Below are 25,390 nucleotides of genomic sequence, written 5' to 3'. Positions count from 1 at the left end.
ATGAAAAAAATATTAGTAACAGGAGCCAACGGGCAATTGGGTTCGGAAATAAAAGAACTTGCGGCAAATTATCCCAATTTCGATTTTATTTTTACAGATATTGAAGATTTTCCATTGGATAAAGCAACAGAAATTATAAGTAATTTTAAGGTTATACAGCCTGATATTGTTATTAATTGTGCGGCTTACACGGCTGTAGATAAAGCAGAAAATGACCCCGAAACGGCTGATGCCATCAATCATCTTGCCATCGCCACTTTGGCCAGCTTGTGTCACGATTCAGGGATAAAACTAGTGCATGTTTCCACCGATTATGTTTTTGACGGCAGTTCGCCTGTAGCTTATAAAGAAGAGGATGTCCCGAATCCAAAAAGTGTTTATGGGGTTACGAAATTAGCCGGTGAAACAGCCTGTTTAACAAATTGTCCGGAAAGTATTATCATCCGTACGGCATGGGTTTACTCCGAGTTTGGAAACAATTTCGTGAAAACGATGTTGCGCTTAATGTCGGAAAGAGAGAGTTTGAATGTGGTCAACGACCAGGTGGGATCACCGACTTATGCGGCCGATTTAGCCGAAGTTATTTTAACCATCCTGGACAGCGGCAAATGGGAACCGGGTATTTATCATTATTCGAATGCCGGTGAAATCAGTTGGTTTGATTTTGCTTCCGACATCAAGGAAATGGCGCAAAAATCCTGCGAGATAAAAGGAATTCCGGCATCAAGTTATCCCACGCCAGCCGAAAGACCTGCTTATTCTTTATTGAATAAATCAAAGATTAAAGCGGTTTATGGAATAGGAGCGGTTGATTATAGAGTAAGTCTTGAAAGAATGTTGAAGAGATTATAAAATGAGTTGTCTGTTATCTGTTATCCGTTCTCCGTTTATGCTGACAACCGACAACCGACAACTGACAACCGAAAACACCTAAAAAAATGAAAGGAATAATTTTAGCCGGTGGATCTGGCACTCGTTTGCACCCATTGACATTAGCGATGAGCAAACAAATGATGCCGGTATATGACAAACCCATGATTTATTATCCATTGTCCACCTTGATGATGGCTGGAATCAATGAAATATTAATTATTTCGACTCCCCATGATTTGCCTAATTTCAAAAAGTTGTTGGGAGATGGATCGGCTATCGGTTGCCAATTTAGTTATGCCGAACAAGTTGTTCCAAATGGATTGGCGCAAGCTTTCGTAATTGGTGAGGAATTTATAGGCAATGACAGTGTTGCCCTGGTTTTGGGGGATAATATTTTCTTTGGAGCGAACATGGACGAATTGTTACAGTCCAACACCAATCCAACCGGAGGGGTTGTTTTTGCCTATCACGTTTCGGACCCCGAACGTTATGGCGTGGTTGAATTTGACGAAAATTTTAAGGCATTGTCTATCGAAGAAAAACCAGTAGAACCGAAATCTAATTATGCTGTTCCAGGACTGTATTTCTACGATAATTCGGTTGTGGAAATTGCCAAAAATATCAGGCCAAGTGCCAGAGGGGAATATGAAATCACGGATGTGAACAAGGTTTACCTAGAAAAAGGAATTTTAAAAGTGGGTATTTTAAATAGGGGGACGGCCTGGTTAGACACGGGAACTTTTAATAGTCTCATGCAAGCGGGTCAATTTGTTCAAGTAATTGAAGAACGTCAAGGGTTAAAAGTGGGTTGTATTGAAGAAATTGCTTGGCGCCAAGGGTTTATCAGTAGTGCGCAACTAGAAATTTTGGCTACTCCTTTGATCAAATCAGGTTATGGCGATTATTTAATACATTTATTAAAACATAAAGTGTAAAATGTTTCAAATTACATAAAAAATCAGGAAATAATTTTTCTAATTAAAAAAAAATGCAACTTTAAAGTTGCATTTTTTTTTTAAATTTATCTTATAAAAAGGCTTCTACTTCATAAAACGGCAATCCCCAAGCATCGGAAACCCCTTTATAAACAATTTTACCATTGGCGATATTTAGTCCTTTTTTCAATTCTTCATTTTCAGAACAAGCTCTTTTCCATCCTTTATTTGCCAATTGCAATGCATAAGGTATAGTTGCGTTTGTCAAAGCAAGAGTTGAAGTATAAGGAACTGCACCTGGCATATTGGCCACGCAATAATGAACAATATCATCAATTATAAAAGTTGGATTTTCATGAGTTGTAGGGACGCAGGTTGCAATACAGCCTCCTTGGTCAACGGCAACATCAACCACTACAGTTCCTGGACTCATCAATTTCAACATGTCACGAGTAACTAAATGGGGTGCTTTTGCTCCTGGGATTAAAACTGCTCCAATAACTAAATCGGCTTTTGAAATGGATTCGCAAATATTATAATGGTTAGACATTAGGGTAGTAACATTTGCAGGCATTATCTCTGTTAAATAACGTAAACGAGGTAAGCTCACATCAATAATGGTAACTTGAGCACCAAGTCCAGCTGCCATTTTTGCCGCTTGACTTCCCACGATTCCTCCGCCTAATACTACCACTTTTGCTGGAGGAACTCCAGGAACACCTCCTAGAAGAATCCCTTTTCCTTTTAGCGGTTTTTCTAAATATTTTGCACCTTCCTGAATAGACATTCTTCCGGCCACTTCTGACATGGGAATTAATAATGGCAAACTGCGATCTGTTCTTTCTACGGTTTCATATGCCAAACAAATAGCTTTACTTTCTATCATTGCATGTGTTAAAGGCTCTGATGATGCAAAATGGAAATAAGTAAATAAGAGTTGATCTTTTTTAATCAAAGGATATTCAGAGGCTATTGGTTCTTTTACCTTGATAATCATTTCGGCAATGGCATAAACGGCTTCAATTGTTGGTAGTAAACCTGCTCCAGCATCAGTATAAGCTTCGTCGCTAAAACCACTATTTTCTCCTGCGCCTTGTTGAACAAATACTTGATGTCCGTGGTTTATAAATTCGGTAACACCAGCGGGAGTCATTCCAACTCGGTTTTCATTGTTCTTAATTTCTATTGGGATTCCAATTATCATAATAGTAAGTTTAATTGTTAGTGAAATAATGATAGACAAATGTACTATAGAAAGAAATTATTATGTTATATACTGTTAAATTAAGAAAATTTTCATTTTATTTTATATTTTTACATAAAAGTTTTCTAAATAATAATCTTTTTTTATTCCGAAACGAAAAAAAATCTGATTTTTATCTTTGAATAATACTCATTTAATCCTATTTGAACTATGATTTTGGACGAAACCGACAAAAAAATTCTACGTCTTCTTCAAGTTGATGCCCACATGACATTGAAGGATATTGCCAACAAGATAAATCTTTCGCTCACGCCGGTGCATGACCGCGTGAAACGTTTGGAAAAAGAAGGTATTATCGAAAAATATGTTTCGATTTTAAACAAGAAGAAATTAGGTAAGAACCTTATGGTGTATTGCCAAGTCACTCTCGTTAAACAAACTTTTGAAGTTTCGGAAGGATTTAATCAATCTATTTTGAATTTGCCCGAAGTGGTCGAATGTAATTTTATTTCAGGAAGTTTTGATTATATGCTCAAAATCGTCTTACCAGATATGGAAAGTTACCATACTTTTCACCAAAAGAAATTATCCGTATTACCAGGAGTTTCCTTAATTAGCAGCTTTTTTATTATTTCGGAAGTGAAAAGCACCACTGTTTTACCTATTTAAACGGCATGAAAAAATCCGTCTCAAATTAGCGAAACGGATATTCTGTTTAAATAGAATTTGATATTGTATGCAATCTAGTAATAGGTAAAACGTCTTACTTTGGCAATATATTTTGCCAACCGAATCACTTGATGACTGTAGCCGTATTCGTTGTCGTACCAAATGTACAACACAATATTCTTGCCGTCATTGGAAACAATGGTCGCGTTACTGTCATAAATTGCTGGTGCCGAAGTGCCAATGATATCCGAAGAAACCAACTCGTTATTCAAGGAATATTTAATTTGTTCGACCAATTCTCCTTCTAGCGCATATTTTTTCATAATGGCATTCACCTCGGCAACCGAGGTTTTATTGGCCACCTCTAGACTTAAAACAACCAAGGAACCATTAGGAACCGGAACCCGAATCGCATTGGAAGTCAATTTACCTGTAAGTGAGGGCAATGCTTTAGCCACGGCTGTCCCCGCACCAGTTTCGGTGATTACCATATTCAAGGCTGCAGCTCTTCCTCGACGGTATTTTTTATGCATATTATCGACTAAGTTTTGGTCATTGGTATAGGCGTGAATGGTTTCCAAATGTCCTTTTACAACTTCTAAAGTGTCTTCTACGACTTTTAGAATTGGTGTTATGGCATTGGTGGTACACGATGCCGCCGAAAAAATATTAATTTCATCAGGATCATATTCATCGTGGTTTACGCCATAAACAATATTGGGAACTCCTTTTCCAGGAGCGGTAAGCAATACTTTCTCAACTCCTTTTGAAGTAAAATGTCTTGCCAATGCTTCTTTGGTAGTAAATGCTCCCGTATTGTCAATGACCAGTGCGTTATCAATGTCGTATTTGGTGTAATCTATTTCTTCGGGTCCATTTGCAGTAATGATATGAACGGTTGTTTCGTTGATAATCAATGCATTGTTTTTGTGATCCGCAATTACGGAACCTTGAAAATCGCCGTGAACAGAATCGTAACGCAACAAAGAAGCTCTTTTTTCCAATGAAACGGAATCATTTTTATCCCGAGTGACGATAGCTCTCAATCGCAATTGGTTTCCTTTCCCCATTTTTGATGCCAATTCTCTGGCTAGTAATCGTCCAATTCTACCAAAACCATAAAGCACTACATCCTTGGGCTGAATTTCTTCTGCTTTTTTGGCATTTTTTAATTTATCAATTACAAAATATTTGGCATTCGGGTAATTGTCATTTTCCAAATGGTATTCATAAGTCAGTTTGCCAATGTCTAATTTTGAAGGTGGCAAATTCATTGAAAAAATGGCTTTTGCAATTTCAACAGAATCAAAAATCGAAATTGGCTTGCCCACAAATTCTCGGGCATACTCGTGCAAGTTGATTATTTCACTCACATTTCTATCAATTAATTGGTTCCGGAACAAAACCATTTCAATCGATTTGTCGTACCACAGATCACTTATGATTTTGATAAATTCTACACCAGCTCTTCGTCTTGAGGTTTGAGAGGAAACTTCTTTTTCGTATAAAATGGTATTCTTCATATTTGAAAAGGATTAAATGTAGTTTTTAAATTTGGTGCAAAAGTATCATTTAATACTCTTTCACGAAAACGATTGCGTAATTATTTTTATAATAAAAAAAGCCATCTTGATTGTGCAAGATGGCTCTAGTTTTTTTGGTTTTAAATATTAGATTATTATTTGAATGAGTTGCCCTTTTTTGTTGATCATTTCCATTCGGATACTTTGGTTTTCCTCTTTGTTGTTAAAAATTTTAGAAACCGTTTCCAGATCTTTTACTTTCATGTTATCAATACTAATGATAATATTTCCTAAAAGTTCTTCCTGATATTGTTTTAAGTTTTCATTTGTGATGGATTTAATTTTTACACCATAATCCAAATGGAATTTGTTTTTGTCGACAGCATCAATATTTTCTAATTCCAAGCCTTTGAATTCAGTGCTAAAAAACTCGTTTTTACTCAAAACTACAGGAGCAATCTTGTTTTTCCCGTCTCTGATAAAAGTAACTTCCACTTTATCATTTGGTCTTTTGGTATTGATATAGCCCGAAAGATCAGCAAAAGTGGCAATGTTTTGGCCGTCTAGTTTTATAATAATATCCCCTTTTTCTAATCCTCCTTTTTCGGCACCTGAATTTTTGGAAACTTTTTTAATGTAAAATCCTTCTGTTTCAGAAACACCTAATTCTTTGGATGCCAAGGCGTTAAGTTCGCCTCCCTCAACGCCTAAAACGCCTCTTTGTACGTTTCCAAATTCCATTAAATCCTCAATTATTTTTCGGGCATTATTTGATGGAATCGCAAAAGAATAACCTGTGTAACTCCCAGTTGGAGATGAAATCATGGTGTTGATGCCTATCAATTCGCCACGGGTATTGACCAAAGCACCACCACTATTTCCTGGATTTACGGCAGCATCAGTTTGAATGAAGGATTGAATTCCGGTTGAGTCCAAGTTTCTGGCTTTCGCCGAAATAATTCCCGCAGTTACAGTCGAAGTTAGATTATATGGATTCCCAACTGCTAGAGCCCATTCGCCAATTTTCACCGAATCAGAATTGGCAAAAGTAGTATAAGGTAATTTTTCTCCGGCATCAATTTTTAGCAAGGCAATATCCATTTTAGAATCGGTTCCAATGAGTTTTGCGGTGTACGATTTCTTGTTGTTCAGTGTAATTTCAATTTCTGTCGCGTCTTTTATTACGTGATTATTGGTCACGATATAGCCATCTTCCGAAATAATTACGCCAGAACCCGTCCCGATTTGCTCCTGTTGTTGATTCCCTTTGTAACCATAAAAATATTCTAAAATTGGATTTGAAATAGTTTTACGCGAAACATTTTTCACGTGAACCACCGTGTGGATTGTTTTTTCGGCAGCTTCGGTAAAATCGACATTATCTGCCGATAATCCCACTTGTTTTCCATACGAATTGGAAGCTAAAGTTACGATTGCGTTTTTGTTTTTTGAAAAATAACCATTGTTATCAAATAACAATTTATAAGCACCAAGTGTTGTGGCTCCGCTTAGTAATGATACTAAAAATAGGTTTGAGAATTGTTTCATATGTATTTAATATTTGTTTTTTATGGAATATGTAATTCGCATATTTCAATAGGTTTAGACACGCCATTTTATGAATGCTCATTTCATAATTATGTTCTCATTTAAGAAATTATAACGTAAAATTATAAATTATACTATTTCAAAAAAATACTTTAACGCTCGTTTAACAATCTTTAACGTATCATTAATAGTTGTACTTTTGTGCAACACAATATAATTAAATGCAAATAGAATTTTACAAATACCAAGGAACGGGAAACGATTTTGTAATTATTGACAATCGTTCGGGGTTTTTTCCAAAAGATGACCTCCAACTTATTGCGCATTTGTGCGACAGGCGTTTCGGAATAGGCGGAGACGGTCTTATCTTGTTGGAAAATGATGAAACTACCGATTTTAAAATGGTTTATTATAATTCAGATGGAAATCAAAGTTCGATGTGTGGTAATGGCGGTCGTTGTTTAGTGGCTTTCGCCAAAAGACTGAACATTATTGAAAATAGCTGTACTTTTATTGCAACCGATGGTTTACATCACGCCACAATTTCCGAAAACGGACAAGTTTCCCTTCAAATGATTGATGTTGCTACAGTGAAGATTGCGGAAGATTATGTCTTTCTAAATACAGGTTCGCCACATCATGTGCAATTGGTAGAAGATTTAGAAAATTATAATATTAAAGAAAATGGAGCAAAAATCAGATACGGAGAATTATATGGAAAAGAAGGAAGTAATATCAATTTTGTAAAACAGATTAACGCGGATACTTTTTCAATTCGCACTTACGAAAGAGGCGTGGAAGGCGAAACGCTTTCCTGCGGAACGGGAGCAACTGCTGCGGCCATCGCCATGAATACAACAGGAAAAACTAAAGCTACCTCCATACATTTGAACGTGGAAGGTGGAAAATTAGAAGTTTCCTTTGATGAAAAGGACGGGCAGTTTACCAATGTTTTCTTGAAAGGACCAGCGGAATTTGTGTTTAAAGGAGAGATAAACATAATTACGAATTAGCAATTACGAATTATTAAATCAGAAAATGTAGTTCAATCTAAAAGTTATGATTTCACTTTGAGGATAATAAAAGTTTATAAATATTTGATTCAAGAAAAAAAAGAATTTGTTTTATCTAAACAATTGTTAAGGTGTGGAACTTCCATTGGTGCAAATATTGAAGAGGCTATCGGGGGTCAATCAAAAGCAGACTTTTTCGCCAAGATTACAATATCGTATAAAGAAACTAGAGAATCAAAATATTGGATTAGACTTTTGAGAGATTCTGATTATTTAACAATTGAACAGTCAGATAATTTATTGAAGGATGTTGAAGAACTATTAAAAATAATTGGTTCTATACAGAAGTCAATTCGTAATTCGTAATTTCAAATTCGTAATTTATTAAAATGATCACATTAAAAGGCGATAACATCTACATTCGAGCACTCGAACCCAATGATTTGGAGTTCGTTTATGCGATGGAAAATGACCAAAGCATTTGGGAAGTGAGCAATACACAAACGCCTTACAGCCGTTTTTTGGTAAAACAATATCTCGAAAATGCCCAACAGGACATCTATGAAGCCAAGCAATTGCGATTGGCGATTTGCCAAGACCAGGATTTTCCAGCCATTGGATTAATCGATTTATTCGATTTTGATCCAAAGAACAATAGGGCGGGTGTTGGCATTGTCATTCAAGGAAACGAAAACAGAAACCAGAGCATTGGTTCCGAAGCTTTAGAACTTTTGATTCAGTATGCTTTTCATCATTTAAATGTGCATCAATTGTATGCAAATATTGGCACAGAAAACAAAGCCAGTATCGCTCTTTTTACTAAATTTGGCTTTCAAATTATTGGCACAAAAAAAGATTGGAATTTGGTAAATGGAGTTTATAAAGACGAAGCCATTTTTCAATTAATAATTAATCAATTTTAAAAATTATAGTTTTGAACTTAAAGAAAATAATAACAATTGGATCAGTCATTTTAATAGCTGTTTTACTGATTTACGGATTTATTTTGTCACAACAAATTTTTTCTATAAACACTAAATTTTCTGAAAATGAAGTCTATGTTTATGTGCCAACAGGTTCCAGCTATGAAGATGTCAAGAAAATAATAGAACCTTTTGTAGAGAATAGGAGTCGTTTTGAAATGGTTGCAGATAAAAGAAGCTATCCAGAAAACGTAAAACCGGGGCGTTTTTTATTCTTCAAAGGAATGAATAATTACGAATTGGTCAAAGCTATGAGAAGTAATATTCCTGTAAAATTAGCTTTCAACAATCAAGAAAGATTAGAGAATCTTGCGGGTAGAGTTGGTTCTCAAATTGAAGCTGACAGCATTTCATTGCTGACATCGTTTAAAGATTCTATTTTTCTAATAGACAATGGTTTTACTGATGAGAATGTTTTGGCAATGTTTATTCCCAATACCTATGAAACTTATTGGAACACATCTGCTGAAAAATTCCGAGATAAAATGATTAAAGAATACCGCAATTTCTGGAACAAAGAGCGTACTGAAAAAGCAGTTAAACAAGGATTAACTCCGATTGAGGCAACAATTTTGGCTTCAATCGTACACAAGGAATCAGTTAAAAAGGACGAAAGACCAAGAATTGCCGGGGTTTACTTGAATCGCTTGCGACAAGGAATGCCGCTTCAGGCCGATCCCACGGTTATTTTTGCTATTAAAAAGAAAGCAAATGATTTTAATCAAGTGATTAAAAGGGTGTTTTATAACGATTTGACGATGACTTCGCCATACAATACTTATGTCAACATTGGGCTTCCTCCAGGTCCAATTGCGATGCCCGACATTACAGCTTTGGAAGCAGTTTTGAATCCTGAAAACAATAATTTTATTTATTTTTGCGCAAGCGTAGATCGTTTTGGTTATCACGAATTTGCCGCCACTTTCAAAGAACATACAAAAAATGCCAAGAAATATTCTGATTGGATTAACAGTCAAGGCGTAAAAAGATAATTTTGAAATTCAAAAAGCTCCATTAGTTTCTTTTTTTGGTAGTTTTCCAAACGGCTATTGCACAAAGTTCATTCGCCAATTTCTTTACACTTTCCGATACTTTAAATAATAAAAGAACCAATACCGTATTCGTTTCCGAGGCAGTATTGGGATCTGCCGCTTTGATTTGCATGAACCAACTTTGGTATGCTGACTATCCCAGATCCAATTTTCATTTTATAAATAACAATTCAGAGTGGATGCAAATGGATAAAGTGGACCATCTTTATTCATCGTATCACCTTGGCTAGAGCTGGCGCAGCATTGTTGCAGTGGAGTGGAGCCGATACCAAAACGCAGTTGGTATACGGAGCCGGCTTGAAATTTGTGTTTTTGACCGCCGTTGAAGTTATGGATGGCTATTCATCCCAATGGGGAGCGTCAATGGGTGACGTTGACGCGAATGCAACCGGAACAGCCTTGTATGTTTCGCAAGAATTAATTTGGAACGAACAACGCATCACGCCCAAGTTCTCTTTTCATACAACTCAATATCCCGCTTTGAGACCTGGGGTGTTGGGGAGTTCAATTACGGAACAAATTCTAAAAGATTATAACGGGCAAACGTATTGGCTTTCTGCCAATTTACATTCATTTTACAAAGATTCCAAAATACCCATATGGCTCAATCTCGCGTTGGGTTATGGAGCGGATGGAATGATTTCGGGAAATGGTGGGAATAATCCACCATTTTTAACCGAAAAACCAGAAAGATCCAGACAATTTTACCTGAGTTTGGACGTAGATTTTACAAAAATTGAGACAAAAATTCCATTTTTTGAAGACTATTTTCTCGATTTTAAATACTTTAAAAATTCCAGCTCCAACGGTTGAGTACTCGCCTCACGGAGGATTCAAATTTTCTATATTGTATTTTTAAAAAAGTTTAATGTACTGATTTTCAGTATTATTAATTTTTTTGTATATTTGCCTCGTAGAAATTTCAATACGGGACAGCGTTTGAAGAAAAACAATTTATGATAAAGAAATGGTCTTTTTATACAAGTTTGACTATTATTATTGCTTTTTTAAGCTCGGGTTTTAAACCCTTTGATTTAGATACTAACCAATGGTTTCTTGCCAATGAAACGGAAGAAGCAAACTACTTATTCCCATCCCAAAAACAAAATGATGATACTGATTTAAGTGTTCCTTTTACAGGGAAATTCTTTGTTGGTTACAAAGAAGCAATTGGTTTGAAGGAATCTCAGGGTAAATACAAAAAAACAAATTCTTTGGGTTATATGGGTAAATACCAGTTTGGTATTGAAACCTTAAAGTCTGTTGGTATCCACGATAGTATATTATTTTTGAATAGCCCTAAAATGCAAGAAAAAGCCTTTGTGGCTCTTTTGGCAAAAAATAAATGGAAACTAAAATATGAAATCGAAAGATATGAAGGAATAATAATGAATGGGATTTTGATTACTGAATCAGGGATTTTGGCTGCGGCCCATTTAGGAGGAGCTGGATCAGTTAAAAAATACCTCAGAAATAATGGAGAAAGATATTATAGAGATGCTTATGGAACTTCGATTAGGAGTTATATGAGATCATTTGGGGGTTATGATACTTCGTTCATAGTCGCTAATATTAATGCTAAAGTTAAATAGACATATTTGAGATATAAATAGAGCCACGCAATTTTGCGTGGTTTTTTTTACATTTTATGGATAATAAAAATGGTAGGACGATTGTGTAAATCAACTTTTATTTTTTTCCATTCCGATGCTCTCATTGTTTTTATGAATTCAGTTGGCAGAGTGATGTCTGTTGCAACACAAAGATAGGTTGACGGATTCAAGGCTTGAAGAATATCCTCGAGCATTTTATTATTTCTATAAGGGGTTTCAATAAAAAGTTGCGATTGGTTTTTATCTTGGGATAATTTTTCCAAATTTTTTAGGGCTGTCTTTTTTTCGGCTTTGTCAATTGGAATGTATCCATTAAATGCAAAACTTTGCCCGTTCATTCCAGAAGCCATAATCGCCAATAAAATGGAGGATGGACCAACTAATGGAACTACTTGGATTCCTTTTTCGTGAGCCAATTTTACAATGACAGCGCCAGGATCAGCAACTCCGGGGCAACCCGCTTCACTCATTAAACCTATATTTTTTCCTTCTAAACAAGGTTGTAGCATCTTGTCGTGTTCAGAAACTTCAGTGTATTTATTTAAAGCACTTAGTCTAAGTGTGGCTTGAATTTTCTCTGGTTGAATGCTTTTTATGAATTTTCTAGCCGTTTTTTCATTCTCTACAATGTAATCATCAATGAAATCAATTGTTCTTTTCACGGTTTGGGGTAAAACATCCATAGGATCTCCTTCTCCTAAAGTGGTTGGTATTAAGTATAGTTTTCCTGGAAAATTAGTTGGTTTCATTCAAGTTGCTTTTATTCTTGGAAGGTCAAATTAGGAAGTCTCTATTTTGAATATTAAGAGACAAATGATTTAACAGTGTTTTTCAATAAGTTTTTCGGCAATTATGTCACATGCCTTATCGAGCATTTTATAAACAGAGTCGAATCCGTTTGGCATGCCAAAATAAGGGTCTGGTACATCCATATTTTCATTGGGAAATAATTCATTCAAGATGAGTTTCACTTTTTCCGTTTGTTCTTGATTTTCCACTAGTTGTATAACATCCCAATAATTGGAATTATCCATAACGTATATGTAGTCAAAAGCATCAAAATCGCTAGTGGTGAATTGTCTTCCTTTTTGATTAGAAATATCTACTTTGTTTTTTTTGGCAATGGCAATAGAACGTTCATCTGGCTGGTGGTCAATGTGCCAAGAACCTGTTCCGGCAGAATCTACGTTGAATTTATCTGCAGGAAGTTTTGATGCCAATATTCCTTCGGCTAATGGTGACCTACAAATATTGCCCAAGCAAACCATTAATATCTTTAGGGGCATAATGCGTTTATAGCGTTAATTTTTTATTGATATCTTCAACAAACTTCTTGAATTGTTTGTCGGTTGCAACCAAATTATCAACGGTTTTACATGCGTGAAGTACGGTAGCATGATCCCGATCCCCTATTTGGGAACCAATATTTGCCAGTGAAGCTTTAGTGAATTTCTTGGCAAAAAACATGGCCAATTGTCTCGCTTGAACGATATGTCTTTTTCTTGTTTTGGATTGAAGTGTTTCTAAATCTAATTGAAAATAGTCAGAAACAATTTTTTGAATGTAATCGATTGAAATTTCTCTTTTTACATTTTTTACGAATTTTTCAACAACGCTTTTTGCAAGTTCTAGATTAATTTCTTTTTTATTAAAAGAAGATTGTGCAATCAAGGAAATAATTGCGCCTTCAAGTTCTCGTACATTCGATTTGATATTTCTGGCTACATATTCGATAATTTCATCAGGAATCTCAACACCATCACGATATAAAATATTTTTTAGGATAGAAATTCTGGTTTCATAATCAGGTTGGTGTAGTTCTGCAGATAACCCCCATTTAAAACGAGATAATAATCTTTGTTCTATATCTTGCATGTCTACAGGCGCTTTGTCTGAAGTCAGAATTACCTGTTTCCCATTTTGGTGCAAATAGTTAAAAATATGGAAAAACACGTCTTGAGTTCCTGATTTCCCAGAAAGAAATTGAACATCATCAATGATTAATACATCGATAAGTTGGTAAAAATGGATGAAATCATTTCGATTGTTCTTCTTTACCGAATCGATATATTGTTGTGTGAAAATTTCTGCTGAAATATATAAAACAGTTTTTTCTGGGTGTTTATCTTTAATTTCAACCCCGATTGCATGAGCCAAATGCGTTTTTCCTAAACCTACACCTCCAAAAATCAATAATGGATTAAAGGAAGTTCCACCAGGTTTATTAGCTACAGCCATACCTGCCGAGCGTGCTAATCTATTAGAATCGCCTTCGAGAAAATTGTCAAAACTATAATTTGCATTCAATTGGGATTCGATTTTTAAATTTCGAATTCCAGGAATTACAAAAGGATTTCTTAATTCCGGATTTAAATTTTTAAAAGGGGCGTCAACATCTTGTGGTTTCATGGGCACTCGATTAGCACTAGGCAATTGTTCAGTAAATGGTTGTTTATTGCCATAAGTGTTTTCCATTTTAATTTTATAGAGTAACTTTGCATTTTTCCCGAGTTCTTTGGTCAATGCTACTTTTAATAATTTAACATAATGTTCTTCTAGCCATTCGTAGAAAAACTTACTAGGAACTTGAATGTACAATGCATTATCGGTAAGTTCAACTGATTTGATTGGTTCAAACCAAGTTTTGTAGGCTTGATCTTGAATGTTGTCTTTTATAAAAGACAAACAGTTTTCCCATACTGATTGAGCAGTCTTGTTCATAAATTGGTTAAATTATTTTTGGGTTGGTAATATTTTCTAAATTAAAAAAGGCTTGAATTATCAATTCTTTTTCAGGGTAACAAATATGTGAATAAATTTGTCTAAAAAAAAATAAAATGCATACAAATTTAATAAAAAATTGTTGTATGGAACTAATTTGTATTTAAACTTTATAATCAATAATTAATGGAATATCATCTAACTAAAATTCGTGTGCGCTATTCGGAAACTGATCAAATGCGTGTAGTTTATCATGGAAATTATGCTCAATATTTCGAAGTTGGAAGAGTCGAATGGCTTAGAAACAGAGGGATTTCTTATAAATGGATGGAAGAAAATGGAACTATGCTTCCTGTAGTTTCTTTAACCATAAATTATAAAAAGCCCGCTCATTATGATGAGCTTTTGACACTAAAAACGATATTAAAAAATAAGACGTCCATAAAGATTGAATTTGACTATGAGCTATACAACGATAAGAATGAGTTGTTAACAACGGGGAACTCTATTTTAGTGTTTGTAGACATGAAAACTGGGAGACCAATAGCTCCCCCAAAATATATTTTGGATATTTTAGATAAAGTGGAATAATGTAATATTCTTTGTCGATATGATAATAGAAATAGCTTTTTTTGTTTTATTCTTTTAGTTTTATTTCAATTTCAAACATCGAATTAAAAATGTCGAAAATCATTTTGGCATTTTTTTTTCGAGTAAGAATTTCTATTTCACAACTCATTTCCATTTTTTGGTTAACGATTTCCATGTTTTTTTTCTTAATAACTCGCATTATTTTATTAATATTCTTGTAATCGAATGATACAAGATAATGAATATTGATGGTTTTTTTAATTATTTCAGAAGCTTCAAGTGTTAATAGTGCCGAAGTTTTGTAAGCCGAAATCAATCCGCCAACACCTAATTTTGTGCCACCAAAAACTCTCACAACCACGACTAATATATTAGTAACGGCAAAGGACTGTATTTGCCCATAAATAGGCATCCCTGAGCTATTACTGGGTTCACCATCATCATTTGCTCTATAGGTTATCGTTTCTGTGCCAATTTGATACGCATAACAATAGTGTCCGGCATTGGGGTGTTGTTTGCGTAATGTGTCGATTATGGGTTTTACTTCTGCTTCGGATTGAATGGGAAATGCATAGCCAAAAAATTTACTGTTTTTGTCTTTAAATAGAACTTCAGGAGAAGAAAATGCTATGGTTTTGTATGTGTCTACCAAATTTTTTTTAAGATTTTATAGAAATTTGAAATTGCCATTGAATTTTTCATAGCTCAAAATCTTTTATGGAAAATAAATCAATGACGTCTTCCTTACCAACTTGCAAATTCCATACATTCATTCCGATTGAATGAGCTGCATCTGTATTTTCTTTTTTGTCATCAACAAATAAAGTTCGTTTGGCAAATAATTCATGCGTTTTTAAAAGACTGTTAAAAATTTTCGTATCAGGTTTCCTCATCCCGATCTCAAATGAAAAATATACTTTTTCGAAACATTGGTAAAAATCGCGGTAAAATGAAATTCCGCTTTCTTGCTCGAATTTGTCAATATGAATAGAATCGGTGTTACTTAATAAAAACAAACGGTATTTTTTTGAAATTTTCTGTAAAAATTCCAAGCGATATAAAGGAAAGTCGAGAAGAATTGCATTCCAAGCATCAAGTATTTCGTCAATAGAAGCGTTAGGAACCTGTTTTTGAATGCCAAGCAGAAAGTTTTTTCTGGAGATTTTTCCGGTTTCAAATTCTAAATTTAATTGATTTATATCTTCATTCCATTCTGACAACCCAAGTTTTTTTAAGGCATTAACAGTTGCTTTTTTATCTAAATTGATAAAAATATCGCCAAAATCAAAAATGATGGTATTAATCATAGTTTCTTGATATTAGAAGTTCATCGTTGGCAATCGATTGCTTTTCAATGTTTTTTAAAGCTATAATTGGCGCTTTGATTCCTGATTCAAAGCTTTTGTTTCCAATAAATAATCGGGCTTCATCCCAAAGGTTTTCGTCTATAAAAGTTTGCAAAGTTTGGTTGCCACCCTCAATAATTACCGATTGAATTTGGCGCTTATACAATATTTTCAGGATTTGTTGTGCTACATTCTGTTCGAAATTTATTCCCTCAAATATAATGTTTTCTTTAGTACTAGACGAAATTGATTTCGAAAAAATTATTGTTTTTATTTGATTATCAAATACATGACTGTCTTTCAGAATGCGATTATTGGGGTCTAAAACAATTCTTGTCGGATTATTTCCTACCCAATCTCTCACGTCTAATTTTGGATTGTCGTCAACAATTGTGTTGGTTCCCACAAGAATGGCTTGTTCTTCGCTTCGCCATTTATGAACTAACTGTCGTGAAAATTCATTTGTTATCCAAACTGGTTTTCGTTCTTTACGAGGTATTTTTATTGGGGCAATAAACCCATCTTTACTTTCAGCCCATTTCAAAATAACATAGGGTCTTTTCTTTTCGTGAAAAGTAAAAAACCGTTTGTTTAATTCTTTACACTCGTCTTCAAGAATGCCAACAGTTACTTTTTTGCCGGCTTCAATTAATTTTCTGATGCCTTTTCCTGCCACTTTTATATTGGGATCGACGGTTCCAATAACGACATTTGGAATCTCATTTTCTATAATTAAATCGCAACAAGGAGGTGTTTTTCCAAAATGGCTACACGGTTCCAGGCTCACATAAAGAGTCGATTTCCTTAACAAGGATTTGTCTTTTACGGAATTTACGGCGTTAACTTCGGCATGTGGGGAGCCGGATTTTATATGCCAACCCTCTCCAATAATTTTACCGTCATACACAATCACGCTGCCAACTAACGGATTGGGATATGTTGTTCCCAAACCATTTTTTGCCAATTCAATACAACGGAGCATATATTTTTCGTATGTTTTCACAATTACAAAAGTAGTCATTTTTGAGTTTATGATTTAGTTTAGAAACTTTGAAAAATAACAATAAACAATTTCTATTTTTGTAAAAAAAATAAGTGTTTCAAAAAATGGAAAATCCAATCATCAGAAAAATAGAGGAAAAAGATAATCATGCAGTTGCGCAATTAATTAGAGCAATTTTTGACGAATTGAATATTCCAAAAGTAGGAACTGCGTATGCTGATCCTTATTTAGATTTAATGTTTGAAGAATATAATAAGCCAAAATCGGTATATTTTGTAGTCGAAAACAACGGCAAAATTATAGGAGGAGCAGGAGTTGCGCCACTCGAAAACGAAGTCGAAACTATTTGTGAATTGCAAAAAATGTATTTTCTTCCAGAAACTCGAGGATTGGGAATTGGAAGTCAAATGATGGAAATATGTTTGCAAAGTGCTAGAGAACTTGGTTTCGAAAAATGTTATCTCGAAACAATGCCTTTTATGCATGATGCCCAAAAACTCTATAAAAAAGTAGGTTTCGAATATATAAGTTCACCAATGGGTAGTACTGGTCACGTTTCTTGCCCGGTTTGGATGTTGAAGGATTTAGCTCACTAACTTTCTTAATGTGAATTAATAAAAACCAGAATAACCAATGAAAATTAAACAATACAGGACCGAATTTATTCAGAAACTTTCGCTACTTAATGGTTATGGAGAAGCGGAGAGTTTTTTCTATTTGATTCTGCAAGAGAAACATCAGCTGAAAAGAATTGACTTGGCTTTGAATCCTGATTTAACTTTTTCTGATAAAGAAATGCAACTTTGGGATTCGATTTTGGAAAACTTGCAGCAAGAAATTCCAATTCAATATCTATTGGGAAAAACCAGTTTTTATGGTTTAAATTTCCAGGTGAATGCTGCTGTTTTGATTCCAAGACCTGAAACAGAAGAATTAGTAGAATGGATTATTAGCGATTGCGTTGTCCCACAAAATGGCAAAAATTTAAGGATTCTTGACATTGGAACGGGAAGTGGTTGCATTGCCATTACTTTGGCAAAAAACATTCGAAACACTCAAGTTTTTGCGATAGACATTTCTGAAAAAGCTTTGGCTACAGCCCAAAAAAATGCTATAATCAATGATGTAAATGTCACTTTTATTCAAAAAAATATTTTGGAGACCGAAGAATTAGACTTGCAATTTGATGTTATTGTTTCTAATCCACCTTACGTTCGAGAGTTGGAAAAAAAAGAAATTAAAAAAAATGTTTTGGACAATGAGCCCCATTTGGCACTGTTTGTTGAAGATGAGGATGCGCTTATTTTTTATAGAAAAATAGCGGCATTGGCACAAAAAAACTTATCTCAAGAAGGTCAATTGTTTTTCGAAATCAATCAGTATTTAGGAAATGAAACGGTTGATTTACTCAAAAAAATGAATTTTAAAGACATCGAACTACGGAAAGATATTTATGGAAATGACAGAATGATTAAGGCTGTATTCAGCAAGAAGAGTTTTTAAACGGCACCCTTTTTACTCATAACGCAGGGCTTCAATTGGATCCAATTTTGCAGCTTTAATTGCAGGATATAAACCGGAAATTACCGCAACAATAAAACTTGTAATAAACGCTGCCATAATTGCTCCCCAAGGAATTACAAATGCAAAACTCATTGCACTTGCTATAACAAAACCTATTAGGATTCCGAAAATAATCCCAATAAAACCTCCCATTTGGCCGATAAGTAGGGTTTCTATAAAAAACTGGAAAGCGATGGTTGATTTTTTTGCTCCAAGGGCTTTTCGAACTCCAATTTCCCTTGTCCGTTCTGTAACCGAAACAATCATAATATTCATTAAAGCGATAGACGACCCTAGAATAGTGATGATGCCAATAATCCATGAAGCGATTCCAAGATATTGTGTAATACTGAGAATCCTATTGATTAGGTCATCACTTCGTACAATTGCAAAATTATTATCGTTAACGGGACTCAATTTGCGAACTTTTCGCATCGTATTAATGGTATTATCAATAGCTTGATCTATCATTTCTTTTTGGGCAACCATTATGCTTATGGTATAATTTATATTGGGAGCGGTAAACAAGGAGCGCGCCACTTGAATTGGAATTAAAACCCTTAAATCCTGGCTATTACCAAAGGTGGAGCCTTTTTCTTTTAACACACCGATTACTTTGAATTTTGCTCCACGAATAGAAATTATTTTGTCGATTGGGTTCAGGTCTTTGAGCAATCCTTTCATAAAATCGGAACCTACTATGCAAGTATAGGTGTTGTTTTGGATATCAAAAGGAGTAAAGTTTCGCCCAGAATTTGTTTCCAATCCGGAGTTAGTTATATAATTTTCATCGACACCTAAGACTGTGATTTCGGGATCCGTTTTTGTAGCTTCATATTTCACTTCAGCCCTTGTAGTTGCCGTAAAAGAAACAGAAGTTTCGGTAAACGGAAACTTATATTTGTTTTTGAAGTTAACTGCTTCGGGATAGGAAATGATAGGATTTATGATTACCCGTTCTTCACCACCACGGCGCCGAACGACATTTCCGTACTGATTTACGTTGAATGTATTAGCTCCCATTGATGCAAATTTTGTCGAAATGGTGTTTTCCAAAGCCGAAACTACGGTTAGAATCCCTACCAAAGCCGTTATTCCTATAGCGATTATCAATACGGTAAGTATGGTGCGCAACAATTGCGTTCTTATAGAGCCTAATGCAATGCGGACGTTTTCTCGGAATAATTTAAACATAGTGCCTATTTGACACGAAATTACAATTTTTGTTACAAGTTTGCTTTAGAAGATGGGATATTTATTTTAAAAATAAGATATTTGCAGAAAGAATTACGAATTTCAAATTCCAAATTTCGATTTTGAAGAAATCGATTTTATTTTTTGAAATTCTTAATTCGTAATTTCTAATTAATTAAAATGGCTCAAAAACCAAGTATTCCTAAAGGCACAAGAGATTTTTCACCAGCTGAGGTGGCAAAACGTCAATATATCATATCGATTATCAAAAGCAATTTCGAAAAATTTGGTTTTCAACCTATAGAAACTCCTTCGTTCGAAAACTCCGAAACCCTGATGGGGAAATATGGAGAAGAAGGAGATCGATTGATTTTCAAGATTTTGAATTCGGGAGATTATTTGGCGAAAGCCGATACTATTTTATTGCAAAATAAAGAAAGTAACAAACTCACATCAAGTATCTCCGAGAAAGCTTTGCGCTACGATCTAACCGTTCCTTTTGCGCGTTATGTGGTGCAACATCAAAACGAAATTGAGTTTCCGTTTAAGCGGTATCAAATCCAACCGGTTTGGCGCGCTGATCGTCCGCAGAAAGGGCGTTTTAGAGAGTTTTTTCAGTGTGATGCCGATGTTGTGGGCTCAAAATCCTTGTGGCAGGAAGTGGAATTGGTTCAATTGTACGATTCGGTTTTTAGCGAATTAGGATTAGAAGGCGTGACAATTAAAATCAATAACCGAAAAATTCTTTCTGGAATTGCCGAAGTTATTGGAGCCAAAGATAAATTAATTGATTTTACGATTGCCTTAGATAAACTTGATAAAATAGGCGAGGATGGCGTGAAAAAGGAAATGATAGAAAAAGGAATCTCGGAATCTGCTATCGAAAAAGTGCAGCCGCTATTTAATTTTACGGGAACTATTTCGGAGAAAATCAACCAACTTTCTACATTATTAGTTGCTTCCGAAGAAGGAATGAAAGGAGTGGAAGAACTGCATTTTATTTGCGATAATGTGGTAAATCTGGGTTTGAATAGCGCCATTTTAGATTTGGATGTGACTTTGGCTCGTGGTTTGAATTATTATACGGGTGCTATTTTTGAAGTAGCTCCGCCAAAACAAGTTGCGATGGGTTCCGTTGGAGGCGGAGGAAGATATGATGATTTGACCGGAATTTTCGGCTTGCCAAATGTGAGCGGTGTTGGAATTTCTTTCGGTTTGGACCGAATTTATTTAGTTATTGAAGAACTGAGTTTGTTCCCAGAAGCAGTAACTTCAGCCTCAAAAGCATTGTTTATTAATTATGGCGAAAACGAAGCTTTTTATGCGATGAAGGCGATAACAAAACTGCGTAGTTTTGGGATAAAAGTAGAATTATATCCTGATGATGCAAAAGTGGGAAAACAGTTTCAACATGCTGATAAACGGGGAATTTCATATGCAGTCATCGTTGGCGAAGCAGAAATGAGCCAAGGGAAGTTTGCCTTGAAAAATCTGATTTCCGGAGACCAAGTTTTACTTGATTTTGAAGGTTTGAAAGAAGCTTTAAAATAACCAAATACTATTTTTAATTTTTTGTCTGTAACAAAAAAACTTCCATTAGAGGAAGTTTTTTTTTTGTTAATTGACTGCAATTTTTTTACTAATATCTCCTTTTGAAGTTTTGACTATAACAATATATACTCCGTAATTAATATTTTTAATTGGCAATTTAATATTTTGGTGGACTTAATTTTAACTTTCTAAGTATAAATTTGTATTTGACAGACCAATAAATATTAAAAATCAAATAATTTAATTCCACCCAACGGGTTATTTATACTATTTATGCTATTTATGCTATTTATGCTATTTTTTTGATGCAATAAAAATTTGTTGTTAAATAAGCAAAACGATATAAATTAGCCCCGATAGTAATGTAAATCCAAAGTTTTTGGGTGTGGATTGAAATGAATAGCGGGACTACTGCTTTGGTAAACTGGTATGCTGTGCTCCTAAAAACAAAAAACCCAATCTTTCGACTGGGTTTCTCTTTAGTAAGTAATCTTAAATTGAGTTGATAAAACGTTTATTTTACTTTATTAAGTATGGCTTTGAAAGCTACTGGGTGATTCATTGCTAAATCGGCAAGAACTTTACGGTTCAATTCGATGTTATTTTTTTTGATTTTCCCCATTAGTTCTGAATAAGACATTCCTTCTAATCTGGCTCCAGCGTTAATACGTTGAATCCATAATGAACGGAAATTTCTTTTATTCACTTTTCTGTCACGGTAAGCATAGCACATTGCTTTCTCCACCGCATTTTTCGCAACTGTCCAAACGTTTTTACGACGACCAAAGAAACCTTTGGCTTGCTTCATTATCTTTTTTCTTCTTGCTCTTTTAGCAACTGAATTTACTGATCTTGGCATAATTTTTCTGTTTTTTTGTAGTAAGGCGACTTGAATTGAATCGAAAGTACTTAATGGCCCACTCCAAGGTTATTTTAAATTGTTTTAACCTAAAGAAGTCTTATAGAATTCTTAATTGTTGTTTGATGCTTTTCATATCTGTTTTGTGAACTAGCGCTGAGTGTGTCAAAGCTAATTTACGTTTTTTAGATTTTTTAGTCAAAATGTGACTTTTGAAAGCATGCTTTCTTTTAATTTTTCCAGTACCAGTAACTTTAAATCGTTTCTTGGCGCTAGATTTGGTTTTCATTTTAGGCATTTTTTCCTAGTTTTTTAATTTATTCTTACTTACTTATTTTCAAGTGATAAGCCATAGCCATAAGTCAATTGTTTTAAAACTTTTGCCTTTTGCCTTTTGCCTAATTACTATTTCTTTTTCTTTGGAGCAATAAACATAATCATTCTCTTTCCTTCGAGAACGGGCATTGCTTCTACTTTCCCAAATTCTTCAAGATCGGTAGCTAATCTTAATAACAAGATTTGCCCCTGGTCTTTATATATAATGGAACGTCCTTTAAAAAAAACAAACGCTTTCAATTTTGAACCTTCTTTTAGAAATTTTTCTGCATTTTTTCTTTTAAATTCATAATCGTGCTCATCTGTTTGAGGACCAAAACGAATTTCTTTTACTACAATTTGAGTAGATTTTGCTTTAAGCTCTTTCTCCCGTTTCTTTTGCATATAAACGAACTTTTTATAGTCCATTATTTTACAAACTGGAGGTTCTGCATTAGGAGAAATTTCAACTAAATCTAGTTCAAATTCGTCTGCTAATCGTAACGCTTCCGAAAGTTTAAAAACTCCAGGCTCAATATTTTCACCTACAAGTCTCACTTCTTGCACACCACGTATTAGGTTGTTTATTCTATGGGCGTCTTTTTTTTCTACTCGAGGCTGATAACCTCTATTGCTTCTTATTGCTATGGCTTTATAATTTAAGTTAAACTGTAAATGTTTTTAGTGTTTTGCCTATTTCTTCGTTTACAATTGCAGCAAATTCCTCAACTGTAACGCTAACATTCCCTTTTCCTTCTTGTCCGTGACGACGTATAGATAGGGTTCCGTTTTTCTCTTCTTCCTCGCCTACAATCAGCATAAACGGGGTTTTTTGCATCTCTGCATCTCTAATTTTTCTGCCAATTGACTCATTTCTGTTGTCAATTAGGGCGCGAATTTCGTGATTTTCTAGCAGATTTAAAACTTTTTTCGCATATATTTCATATTTCTCGCTCAAACACAAAATAATAGCTTGTTCTGGCATCAACCAAAGTGGGAATTTTCCTGCCGTATGCTCAATTAGAATAGCAATAAAACGCTCCATCGATCCAAAAGGAGCTCTGTGAATCATTACTGGTGTGTGCAATTGATCGTCAGAACCTTTGTAGGTCAATTCGAAACGTTCGGGCAAGTTGTAATCTACTTGAATGGTTCCCAATTGCCATTGTCTTCCCAAGGCATCTTTGACCATAAAGTCCAACTTTGGACCATAAAAAGCAGCTTCGCCATAAGCTATGACTGTTTTTAAACCTTTATCAGCAGCAGCATTGATGATTGCACTTTCTGCTTTCTCCCAATTCTCATCTGAACCAATGTATTTTTCTCTGTTTTCTTGATCACGTAACGAAATCTGTGCCGTAAAATTTTCGAATCCTAAAGAACCAAAAACATACAAAACCAAGTCGATAACATTTTTAAACTCTTGATCCAGTTGGTCAGGAGTACAAAAAATATGAGCGTCATCTTGAGTAAACCCACGCACACGAGTCAAGCCGTGTAACTCGCCACTTTGTTCGTAACGATAAACGGTTCCAAATTCTGCATAACGTTTTGGTAAATCTTTATACGACCAAGGTCTTACATTGTAGATTTCACAGTGATGTGGACAGTTCATGGGTTTCAATAAAAACTCTTCGCCTTCGGCTGGAGTGTTTATAGGCTGAAAGCTATCAGCGCCATATTTTGCATAATGACCCGAAGTAACATATAATTCTTTCTGTCCAATGTGTGGCGTAACCACTTGTTCGTAACCCGCTTTCTTCTGTGCTTTTTTCAAAAATTGCTCCAAACGATCGCGAAGTGCAGCTCCTTTAGGCAGCCATAAAGGCAGCCCTTGACCCACTTTCGCCGAAAAGGCAAACAATTCCAATTCTTTTCCAAGTTTTCTGTGGTCACGACGTTTCGCTTCTTCCAATAATTCCAGGTATTCTGTCAAATCTTTTTGTTTCGGAAACGAAATTCCATAAACACGAGTCAGCTGCTTGTTCTTTTCATCACCGCGCCAGTATGCACCGGCAACACTCATGATTTTCATTGCTTTGATGATTCCGGTATTAGGAATATGTCCACCACGACACAAATCGGTAAAAGTAGAATGGTCACAAAAAGTAATCGTTCCATCTTCAAGATTCGTAATCAATTCAGTTTTGTATACATTATCTTTATAAGTCTCTAATGCCTCGGCTTTCGAAACAGAGCGCAATTTAAATTCGTGCTTCTCTCTTGAAATTTCTAAAACTCGATCCTCAATCTTTTTAAAATCAGCATCCGTAATTTTTTGATCTTCAAAATCCACGTCATAGTAAAATCCATTCGAGATCGCTGGCCCAAGAGTCAGTTTTATTCCAGGATACATTTCTTCAAGGACCTGGGCCATCACGTGCGAGCTAGAATGCCAGAACGCTTTTTTGCCACCTTCGTCATTCCACGTATATAATATAAGACTTCCATCCGTTGTCAAAGGAGTTGTGGTTTCTACAATTGCACCATCAAAAGATGCCGAAATCACATTTCTAGCAAATCCCTCGCTAATGCTTATAGCAACATCCATAGGGGTTACATTCGGCACAAACTCTTTAACTGACCCATCGGGCAAAGTAATCTTAATCATTGTTTAATTATTTTAAGAATGCAAATATAGACCATTACAAAAACACATACAATATATATGCAAGATTATACATTATATAATGTTGTCCTTGCTAGAAACAAAGTAATCAGGAGCTATTTTCCTTACCCGAGGCTGAAAGCCGAACGGGCCTCAATCCAATACAATCTCTTATGAGCCGAACCTCGGCTCATAAGAATTTTGCTACTATCAGTGCTAGGGGAGT

At 35.0% G+C, this 25,390-nt stretch carries 28 protein-coding genes; 14 read left to right on the top strand and 14 right to left on the bottom strand.

What is annotated here, in order from left to right; genetic code table 11:
• Positions 1-852, top strand: a complete 852-nt coding sequence (rfbD, locus tag AABM59_RS03505; protein ID WP_338407588.1) for a dTDP-4-dehydrorhamnose reductase — start codon at positions 1-3, stop codon at positions 850-852.
• Positions 853-938: 86 nt separating this feature from the next.
• On the top strand, positions 939-1,808 hold the full coding sequence (gene rfbA, locus AABM59_RS03500) for a glucose-1-phosphate thymidylyltransferase RfbA (RefSeq protein ID WP_338407587.1): 870 nt from the start codon (positions 939-941) through the stop codon (positions 1,806-1,808).
• Positions 1,809-1,899: 91 nt separating this feature from the next.
• Here rfbA and ald read toward each other — a convergent pair whose 3' ends face one another.
• Positions 1,900-3,012, bottom strand: coding sequence for an alanine dehydrogenase (gene ald, locus AABM59_RS03495; protein ID WP_338407586.1), 1,113 nt, complete (start codon positions 3,010-3,012; stop codon positions 1,900-1,902).
• Positions 3,013-3,222: 210 nt separating this feature from the next.
• Here ald and AABM59_RS03490 point away from each other — a divergent pair, with 210 nt between their 5' ends.
• Positions 3,223-3,681, top strand: a complete 459-nt coding sequence (locus AABM59_RS03490; RefSeq protein WP_338407585.1) for an Lrp/AsnC family transcriptional regulator — start codon at positions 3,223-3,225, stop codon at positions 3,679-3,681.
• A gap of 74 nt (positions 3,682-3,755) precedes the next feature.
• Here AABM59_RS03490 and AABM59_RS03485 read toward each other — a convergent pair whose 3' ends face one another.
• Together AABM59_RS03485 and AABM59_RS03480 are read right to left on the bottom strand one after the other, a co-directional pair.
• A complete protein-coding gene (locus tag AABM59_RS03485) occupies positions 3,756-5,204 on the bottom strand; it encodes a glyceraldehyde-3-phosphate dehydrogenase (RefSeq protein WP_338407584.1) in 1,449 nt (482 codons plus the stop codon).
• 147 nt (positions 5,205-5,351) lie between these two features.
• Entirely contained in the window at positions 5,352-6,752 is a 1,401-nt protein-coding gene (locus AABM59_RS03480) for a trypsin-like peptidase domain-containing protein (protein ID WP_338407583.1), read from the bottom strand.
• 221 nt (positions 6,753-6,973) lie between these two features.
• Here AABM59_RS03480 and dapF point away from each other — a divergent pair, with 221 nt between their 5' ends.
• The 7 genes from dapF to AABM59_RS03445 all read left to right on the top strand — a co-directional run bounded on the left by dapF (position 6,974) and on the right by AABM59_RS03445 (position 11,392).
• Positions 6,974-7,765, top strand: a complete 792-nt coding sequence (gene dapF / locus AABM59_RS03475) for a diaminopimelate epimerase (RefSeq protein ID WP_338407582.1) — start codon at positions 6,974-6,976, stop codon at positions 7,763-7,765.
• A 12-nt stretch (positions 7,766-7,777) separates the two neighbouring features.
• The gene (locus AABM59_RS03470) at positions 7,778-8,131 is read left to right on the top strand and encodes a four helix bundle protein (protein WP_338407605.1); all 354 of its coding nucleotides are present in this window, start codon (positions 7,778-7,780) and stop codon (positions 8,129-8,131) included.
• Between the two features lie 23 nt (positions 8,132-8,154).
• On the top strand, positions 8,155-8,688 hold the full coding sequence (locus AABM59_RS03465) for a GNAT family protein (RefSeq protein WP_338407581.1): 534 nt from the start codon (positions 8,155-8,157) through the stop codon (positions 8,686-8,688).
• A gap of 11 nt (positions 8,689-8,699) precedes the next feature.
• Complete coding sequence (mltG, locus tag AABM59_RS03460; RefSeq protein WP_338407580.1) at positions 8,700-9,740, top strand: endolytic transglycosylase MltG; 1,041 nt, start codon at positions 8,700-8,702, stop codon at positions 9,738-9,740.
• 35 nt (positions 9,741-9,775) lie between these two features.
• Positions 9,776-10,030 (top strand): hypothetical protein, encoded by a 255-nt coding sequence (locus AABM59_RS03455; RefSeq protein ID WP_338407579.1) that lies wholly within the window; start codon positions 9,776-9,778, stop codon positions 10,028-10,030.
• Entirely contained in the window at positions 10,023-10,613 is a 591-nt protein-coding gene (locus AABM59_RS03450) for a DUF2279 domain-containing protein (RefSeq protein WP_338407578.1), read from the top strand. The genes AABM59_RS03455 and AABM59_RS03450 overlap by 8 nt, the downstream gene beginning before the upstream one ends.
• A gap of 143 nt (positions 10,614-10,756) precedes the next feature.
• Complete coding sequence (locus AABM59_RS03445; protein WP_338407577.1) at positions 10,757-11,392, top strand: peptidoglycan-binding protein LysM; 636 nt, start codon at positions 10,757-10,759, stop codon at positions 11,390-11,392.
• A gap of 47 nt (positions 11,393-11,439) precedes the next feature.
• On the opposite strand, the gene AABM59_RS03440 is transcribed toward AABM59_RS03445, so the two are convergent.
• The 3 genes from AABM59_RS03440 to dnaA form a co-directional block, all read right to left on the bottom strand.
• Entirely contained in the window at positions 11,440-12,162 is a 723-nt protein-coding gene (locus AABM59_RS03440) for an SAM-dependent methyltransferase (protein ID WP_338407576.1), read from the bottom strand.
• A 69-nt stretch (positions 12,163-12,231) separates the two neighbouring features.
• Complete coding sequence (locus AABM59_RS03435) at positions 12,232-12,699, bottom strand: low molecular weight protein-tyrosine-phosphatase (protein ID WP_338407575.1); 468 nt, start codon at positions 12,697-12,699, stop codon at positions 12,232-12,234.
• A 7-nt stretch (positions 12,700-12,706) separates the two neighbouring features.
• The gene (gene dnaA / locus AABM59_RS03430; protein ID WP_338407574.1) at positions 12,707-14,134 is read right to left on the bottom strand and encodes a chromosomal replication initiator protein DnaA; all 1,428 of its coding nucleotides are present in this window, start codon (positions 14,132-14,134) and stop codon (positions 12,707-12,709) included.
• A 186-nt stretch (positions 14,135-14,320) separates the two neighbouring features.
• Between dnaA and AABM59_RS03425 the strand changes: the two genes are divergently transcribed.
• Positions 14,321-14,725 carry a thioesterase family protein gene (locus AABM59_RS03425; RefSeq protein WP_338407573.1) on the top strand — a complete coding sequence of 135 codons (405 nt, stop codon included), beginning with the start codon at positions 14,321-14,323 and terminating at the stop codon, positions 14,723-14,725.
• Positions 14,726-14,771: 46 nt separating this feature from the next.
• On the opposite strand, the gene AABM59_RS03420 is transcribed toward AABM59_RS03425, so the two are convergent.
• From AABM59_RS03420 to ribD, 3 genes are read right to left on the bottom strand one after another with little or no spacing between them, the layout of a single operon-like run.
• Positions 14,772-15,377, bottom strand: coding sequence for a YigZ family protein (locus tag AABM59_RS03420; RefSeq protein ID WP_338407572.1), 606 nt, complete (start codon positions 15,375-15,377; stop codon positions 14,772-14,774).
• A gap of 46 nt (positions 15,378-15,423) precedes the next feature.
• Positions 15,424-16,032: an HAD family phosphatase gene (locus tag AABM59_RS03415; RefSeq protein ID WP_338407571.1), complete on the bottom strand. Its 609-nt coding sequence runs from the start codon at positions 16,030-16,032 to the stop codon at positions 15,424-15,426.
• A complete protein-coding gene (gene ribD, locus AABM59_RS03410; RefSeq protein ID WP_338407604.1) occupies positions 16,025-17,074 on the bottom strand; it encodes a bifunctional diaminohydroxyphosphoribosylaminopyrimidine deaminase/5-amino-6-(5-phosphoribosylamino)uracil reductase RibD in 1,050 nt (349 codons plus the stop codon). The genes AABM59_RS03415 and ribD overlap by 8 nt, the downstream gene beginning before the upstream one ends.
• A gap of 104 nt (positions 17,075-17,178) precedes the next feature.
• Between ribD and AABM59_RS03405 the strand changes: the two genes are divergently transcribed.
• Both AABM59_RS03405 and prmC read left to right on the top strand, forming a co-directional pair.
• Complete coding sequence (locus AABM59_RS03405) at positions 17,179-17,670, top strand: GNAT family N-acetyltransferase (protein ID WP_338407570.1); 492 nt, start codon at positions 17,179-17,181, stop codon at positions 17,668-17,670.
• A gap of 37 nt (positions 17,671-17,707) precedes the next feature.
• A complete protein-coding gene (gene prmC, locus AABM59_RS03400; RefSeq protein ID WP_338407569.1) occupies positions 17,708-18,577 on the top strand; it encodes a peptide chain release factor N(5)-glutamine methyltransferase in 870 nt (289 codons plus the stop codon).
• A gap of 12 nt (positions 18,578-18,589) precedes the next feature.
• Here the strand turns inward: prmC and AABM59_RS03395 are convergent, their stop codons facing one another.
• On the bottom strand, positions 18,590-19,831 hold the full coding sequence (locus AABM59_RS03395; RefSeq protein WP_338407568.1) for an ABC transporter permease: 1,242 nt from the start codon (positions 19,829-19,831) through the stop codon (positions 18,590-18,592).
• Positions 19,832-20,011: 180 nt separating this feature from the next.
• Here AABM59_RS03395 and hisS point away from each other — a divergent pair, with 180 nt between their 5' ends.
• Positions 20,012-21,382, top strand: a complete 1,371-nt coding sequence (gene hisS, locus AABM59_RS03390; protein ID WP_338407567.1) for a histidine--tRNA ligase — start codon at positions 20,012-20,014, stop codon at positions 21,380-21,382.
• Positions 21,383-21,896: 514 nt separating this feature from the next.
• On the opposite strand, the gene rplT is transcribed toward hisS, so the two are convergent.
• The 4 genes from rplT to thrS all read right to left on the bottom strand — a co-directional run bounded on the left by rplT (position 21,897) and on the right by thrS (position 25,167).
• Complete coding sequence (gene rplT / locus AABM59_RS03385) at positions 21,897-22,241, bottom strand: 50S ribosomal protein L20 (protein WP_132007375.1); 345 nt, start codon at positions 22,239-22,241, stop codon at positions 21,897-21,899.
• A 100-nt stretch (positions 22,242-22,341) separates the two neighbouring features.
• Positions 22,342-22,539 carry a 50S ribosomal protein L35 gene (gene rpmI, locus AABM59_RS03380; RefSeq protein WP_338407566.1) on the bottom strand — a complete coding sequence of 66 codons (198 nt, stop codon included), beginning with the start codon at positions 22,537-22,539 and terminating at the stop codon, positions 22,342-22,344.
• A gap of 107 nt (positions 22,540-22,646) precedes the next feature.
• Positions 22,647-23,198 (bottom strand): translation initiation factor IF-3, encoded by a 552-nt coding sequence (gene infC, locus AABM59_RS03375; RefSeq protein ID WP_143392053.1) that lies wholly within the window; start codon positions 23,196-23,198, stop codon positions 22,647-22,649.
• 22 nt (positions 23,199-23,220) lie between these two features.
• Positions 23,221-25,167, bottom strand: coding sequence for a threonine--tRNA ligase (thrS, locus tag AABM59_RS03370; protein ID WP_338407565.1), 1,947 nt, complete (start codon positions 25,165-25,167; stop codon positions 23,221-23,223).
• Between the last annotated feature and the right edge of the window lie 223 nt (positions 25,168-25,390).

It is taken from the genome of uncultured Flavobacterium sp. (assembly GCF_963925185.1).
Lineage (GTDB): Bacteria > Bacteroidota > Bacteroidia > Flavobacteriales > Flavobacteriaceae > Flavobacterium.
This window is presented reverse-complemented; position numbering and strand designations above follow the sequence as displayed.

Bases quoted from the DNA above. Each gene is read 5' to 3' on its own strand.
- rfbD (WP_338407588.1), top strand. From the start codon at position 1: ATGAAAAAAATATTAGTAACAGGAGCCAACGGGCAATTGGGTTCGGAA.
- rfbA (WP_338407587.1), top strand. From the start codon at position 939: ATGAAAGGAATAATTTTAGCCGGTGGATCTGGCACTCGTTTGCACCCA.
- ald (WP_338407586.1), bottom strand. From the start codon at position 3,012: ATGATAATTGGAATCCCAATAGAAATTAAGAACAATGAAAACCGAGTT.
- AABM59_RS03490 (WP_338407585.1), top strand. From the start codon at position 3,223: ATGATTTTGGACGAAACCGACAAAAAAATTCTACGTCTTCTTCAAGTT.
- AABM59_RS03485 (WP_338407584.1), bottom strand. From the start codon at position 5,204: ATGAAGAATACCATTTTATACGAAAAAGAAGTTTCCTCTCAAACCTCA.
- AABM59_RS03480 (WP_338407583.1), bottom strand. From the start codon at position 6,752: ATGAAACAATTCTCAAACCTATTTTTAGTATCATTACTAAGCGGAGCC.
- dapF (WP_338407582.1), top strand. From the start codon at position 6,974: ATGCAAATAGAATTTTACAAATACCAAGGAACGGGAAACGATTTTGTA.
- AABM59_RS03465 (WP_338407581.1), top strand. From the start codon at position 8,155: ATGATCACATTAAAAGGCGATAACATCTACATTCGAGCACTCGAACCC.
- AABM59_RS03445 (WP_338407577.1), top strand. From the start codon at position 10,757: ATGATAAAGAAATGGTCTTTTTATACAAGTTTGACTATTATTATTGCT.
- AABM59_RS03440 (WP_338407576.1), bottom strand. From the start codon at position 12,162: ATGAAACCAACTAATTTTCCAGGAAAACTATACTTAATACCAACCACT.
- AABM59_RS03435 (WP_338407575.1), bottom strand. From the start codon at position 12,699: ATGCCCCTAAAGATATTAATGGTTTGCTTGGGCAATATTTGTAGGTCA.
- dnaA (WP_338407574.1), bottom strand. From the start codon at position 14,134: ATGAACAAGACTGCTCAATCAGTATGGGAAAACTGTTTGTCTTTTATA.
- AABM59_RS03425 (WP_338407573.1), top strand. From the start codon at position 14,321: ATGGAATATCATCTAACTAAAATTCGTGTGCGCTATTCGGAAACTGAT.
- AABM59_RS03415 (WP_338407571.1), bottom strand. From the start codon at position 16,032: ATGATTAATACCATCATTTTTGATTTTGGCGATATTTTTATCAATTTA.
- AABM59_RS03405 (WP_338407570.1), top strand. From the start codon at position 17,179: ATGGAAAATCCAATCATCAGAAAAATAGAGGAAAAAGATAATCATGCA.
- prmC (WP_338407569.1), top strand. From the start codon at position 17,708: ATGAAAATTAAACAATACAGGACCGAATTTATTCAGAAACTTTCGCTA.
- AABM59_RS03395 (WP_338407568.1), bottom strand. From the start codon at position 19,831: ATGTTTAAATTATTCCGAGAAAACGTCCGCATTGCATTAGGCTCTATA.
- hisS (WP_338407567.1), top strand. From the start codon at position 20,012: ATGGCTCAAAAACCAAGTATTCCTAAAGGCACAAGAGATTTTTCACCA.
- rplT (WP_132007375.1), bottom strand. From the start codon at position 22,241: ATGCCAAGATCAGTAAATTCAGTTGCTAAAAGAGCAAGAAGAAAAAAG.
- rpmI (WP_338407566.1), bottom strand. From the start codon at position 22,539: ATGCCTAAAATGAAAACCAAATCTAGCGCCAAGAAACGATTTAAAGTT.
- thrS (WP_338407565.1), bottom strand. From the start codon at position 25,167: ATGATTAAGATTACTTTGCCCGATGGGTCAGTTAAAGAGTTTGTGCCG.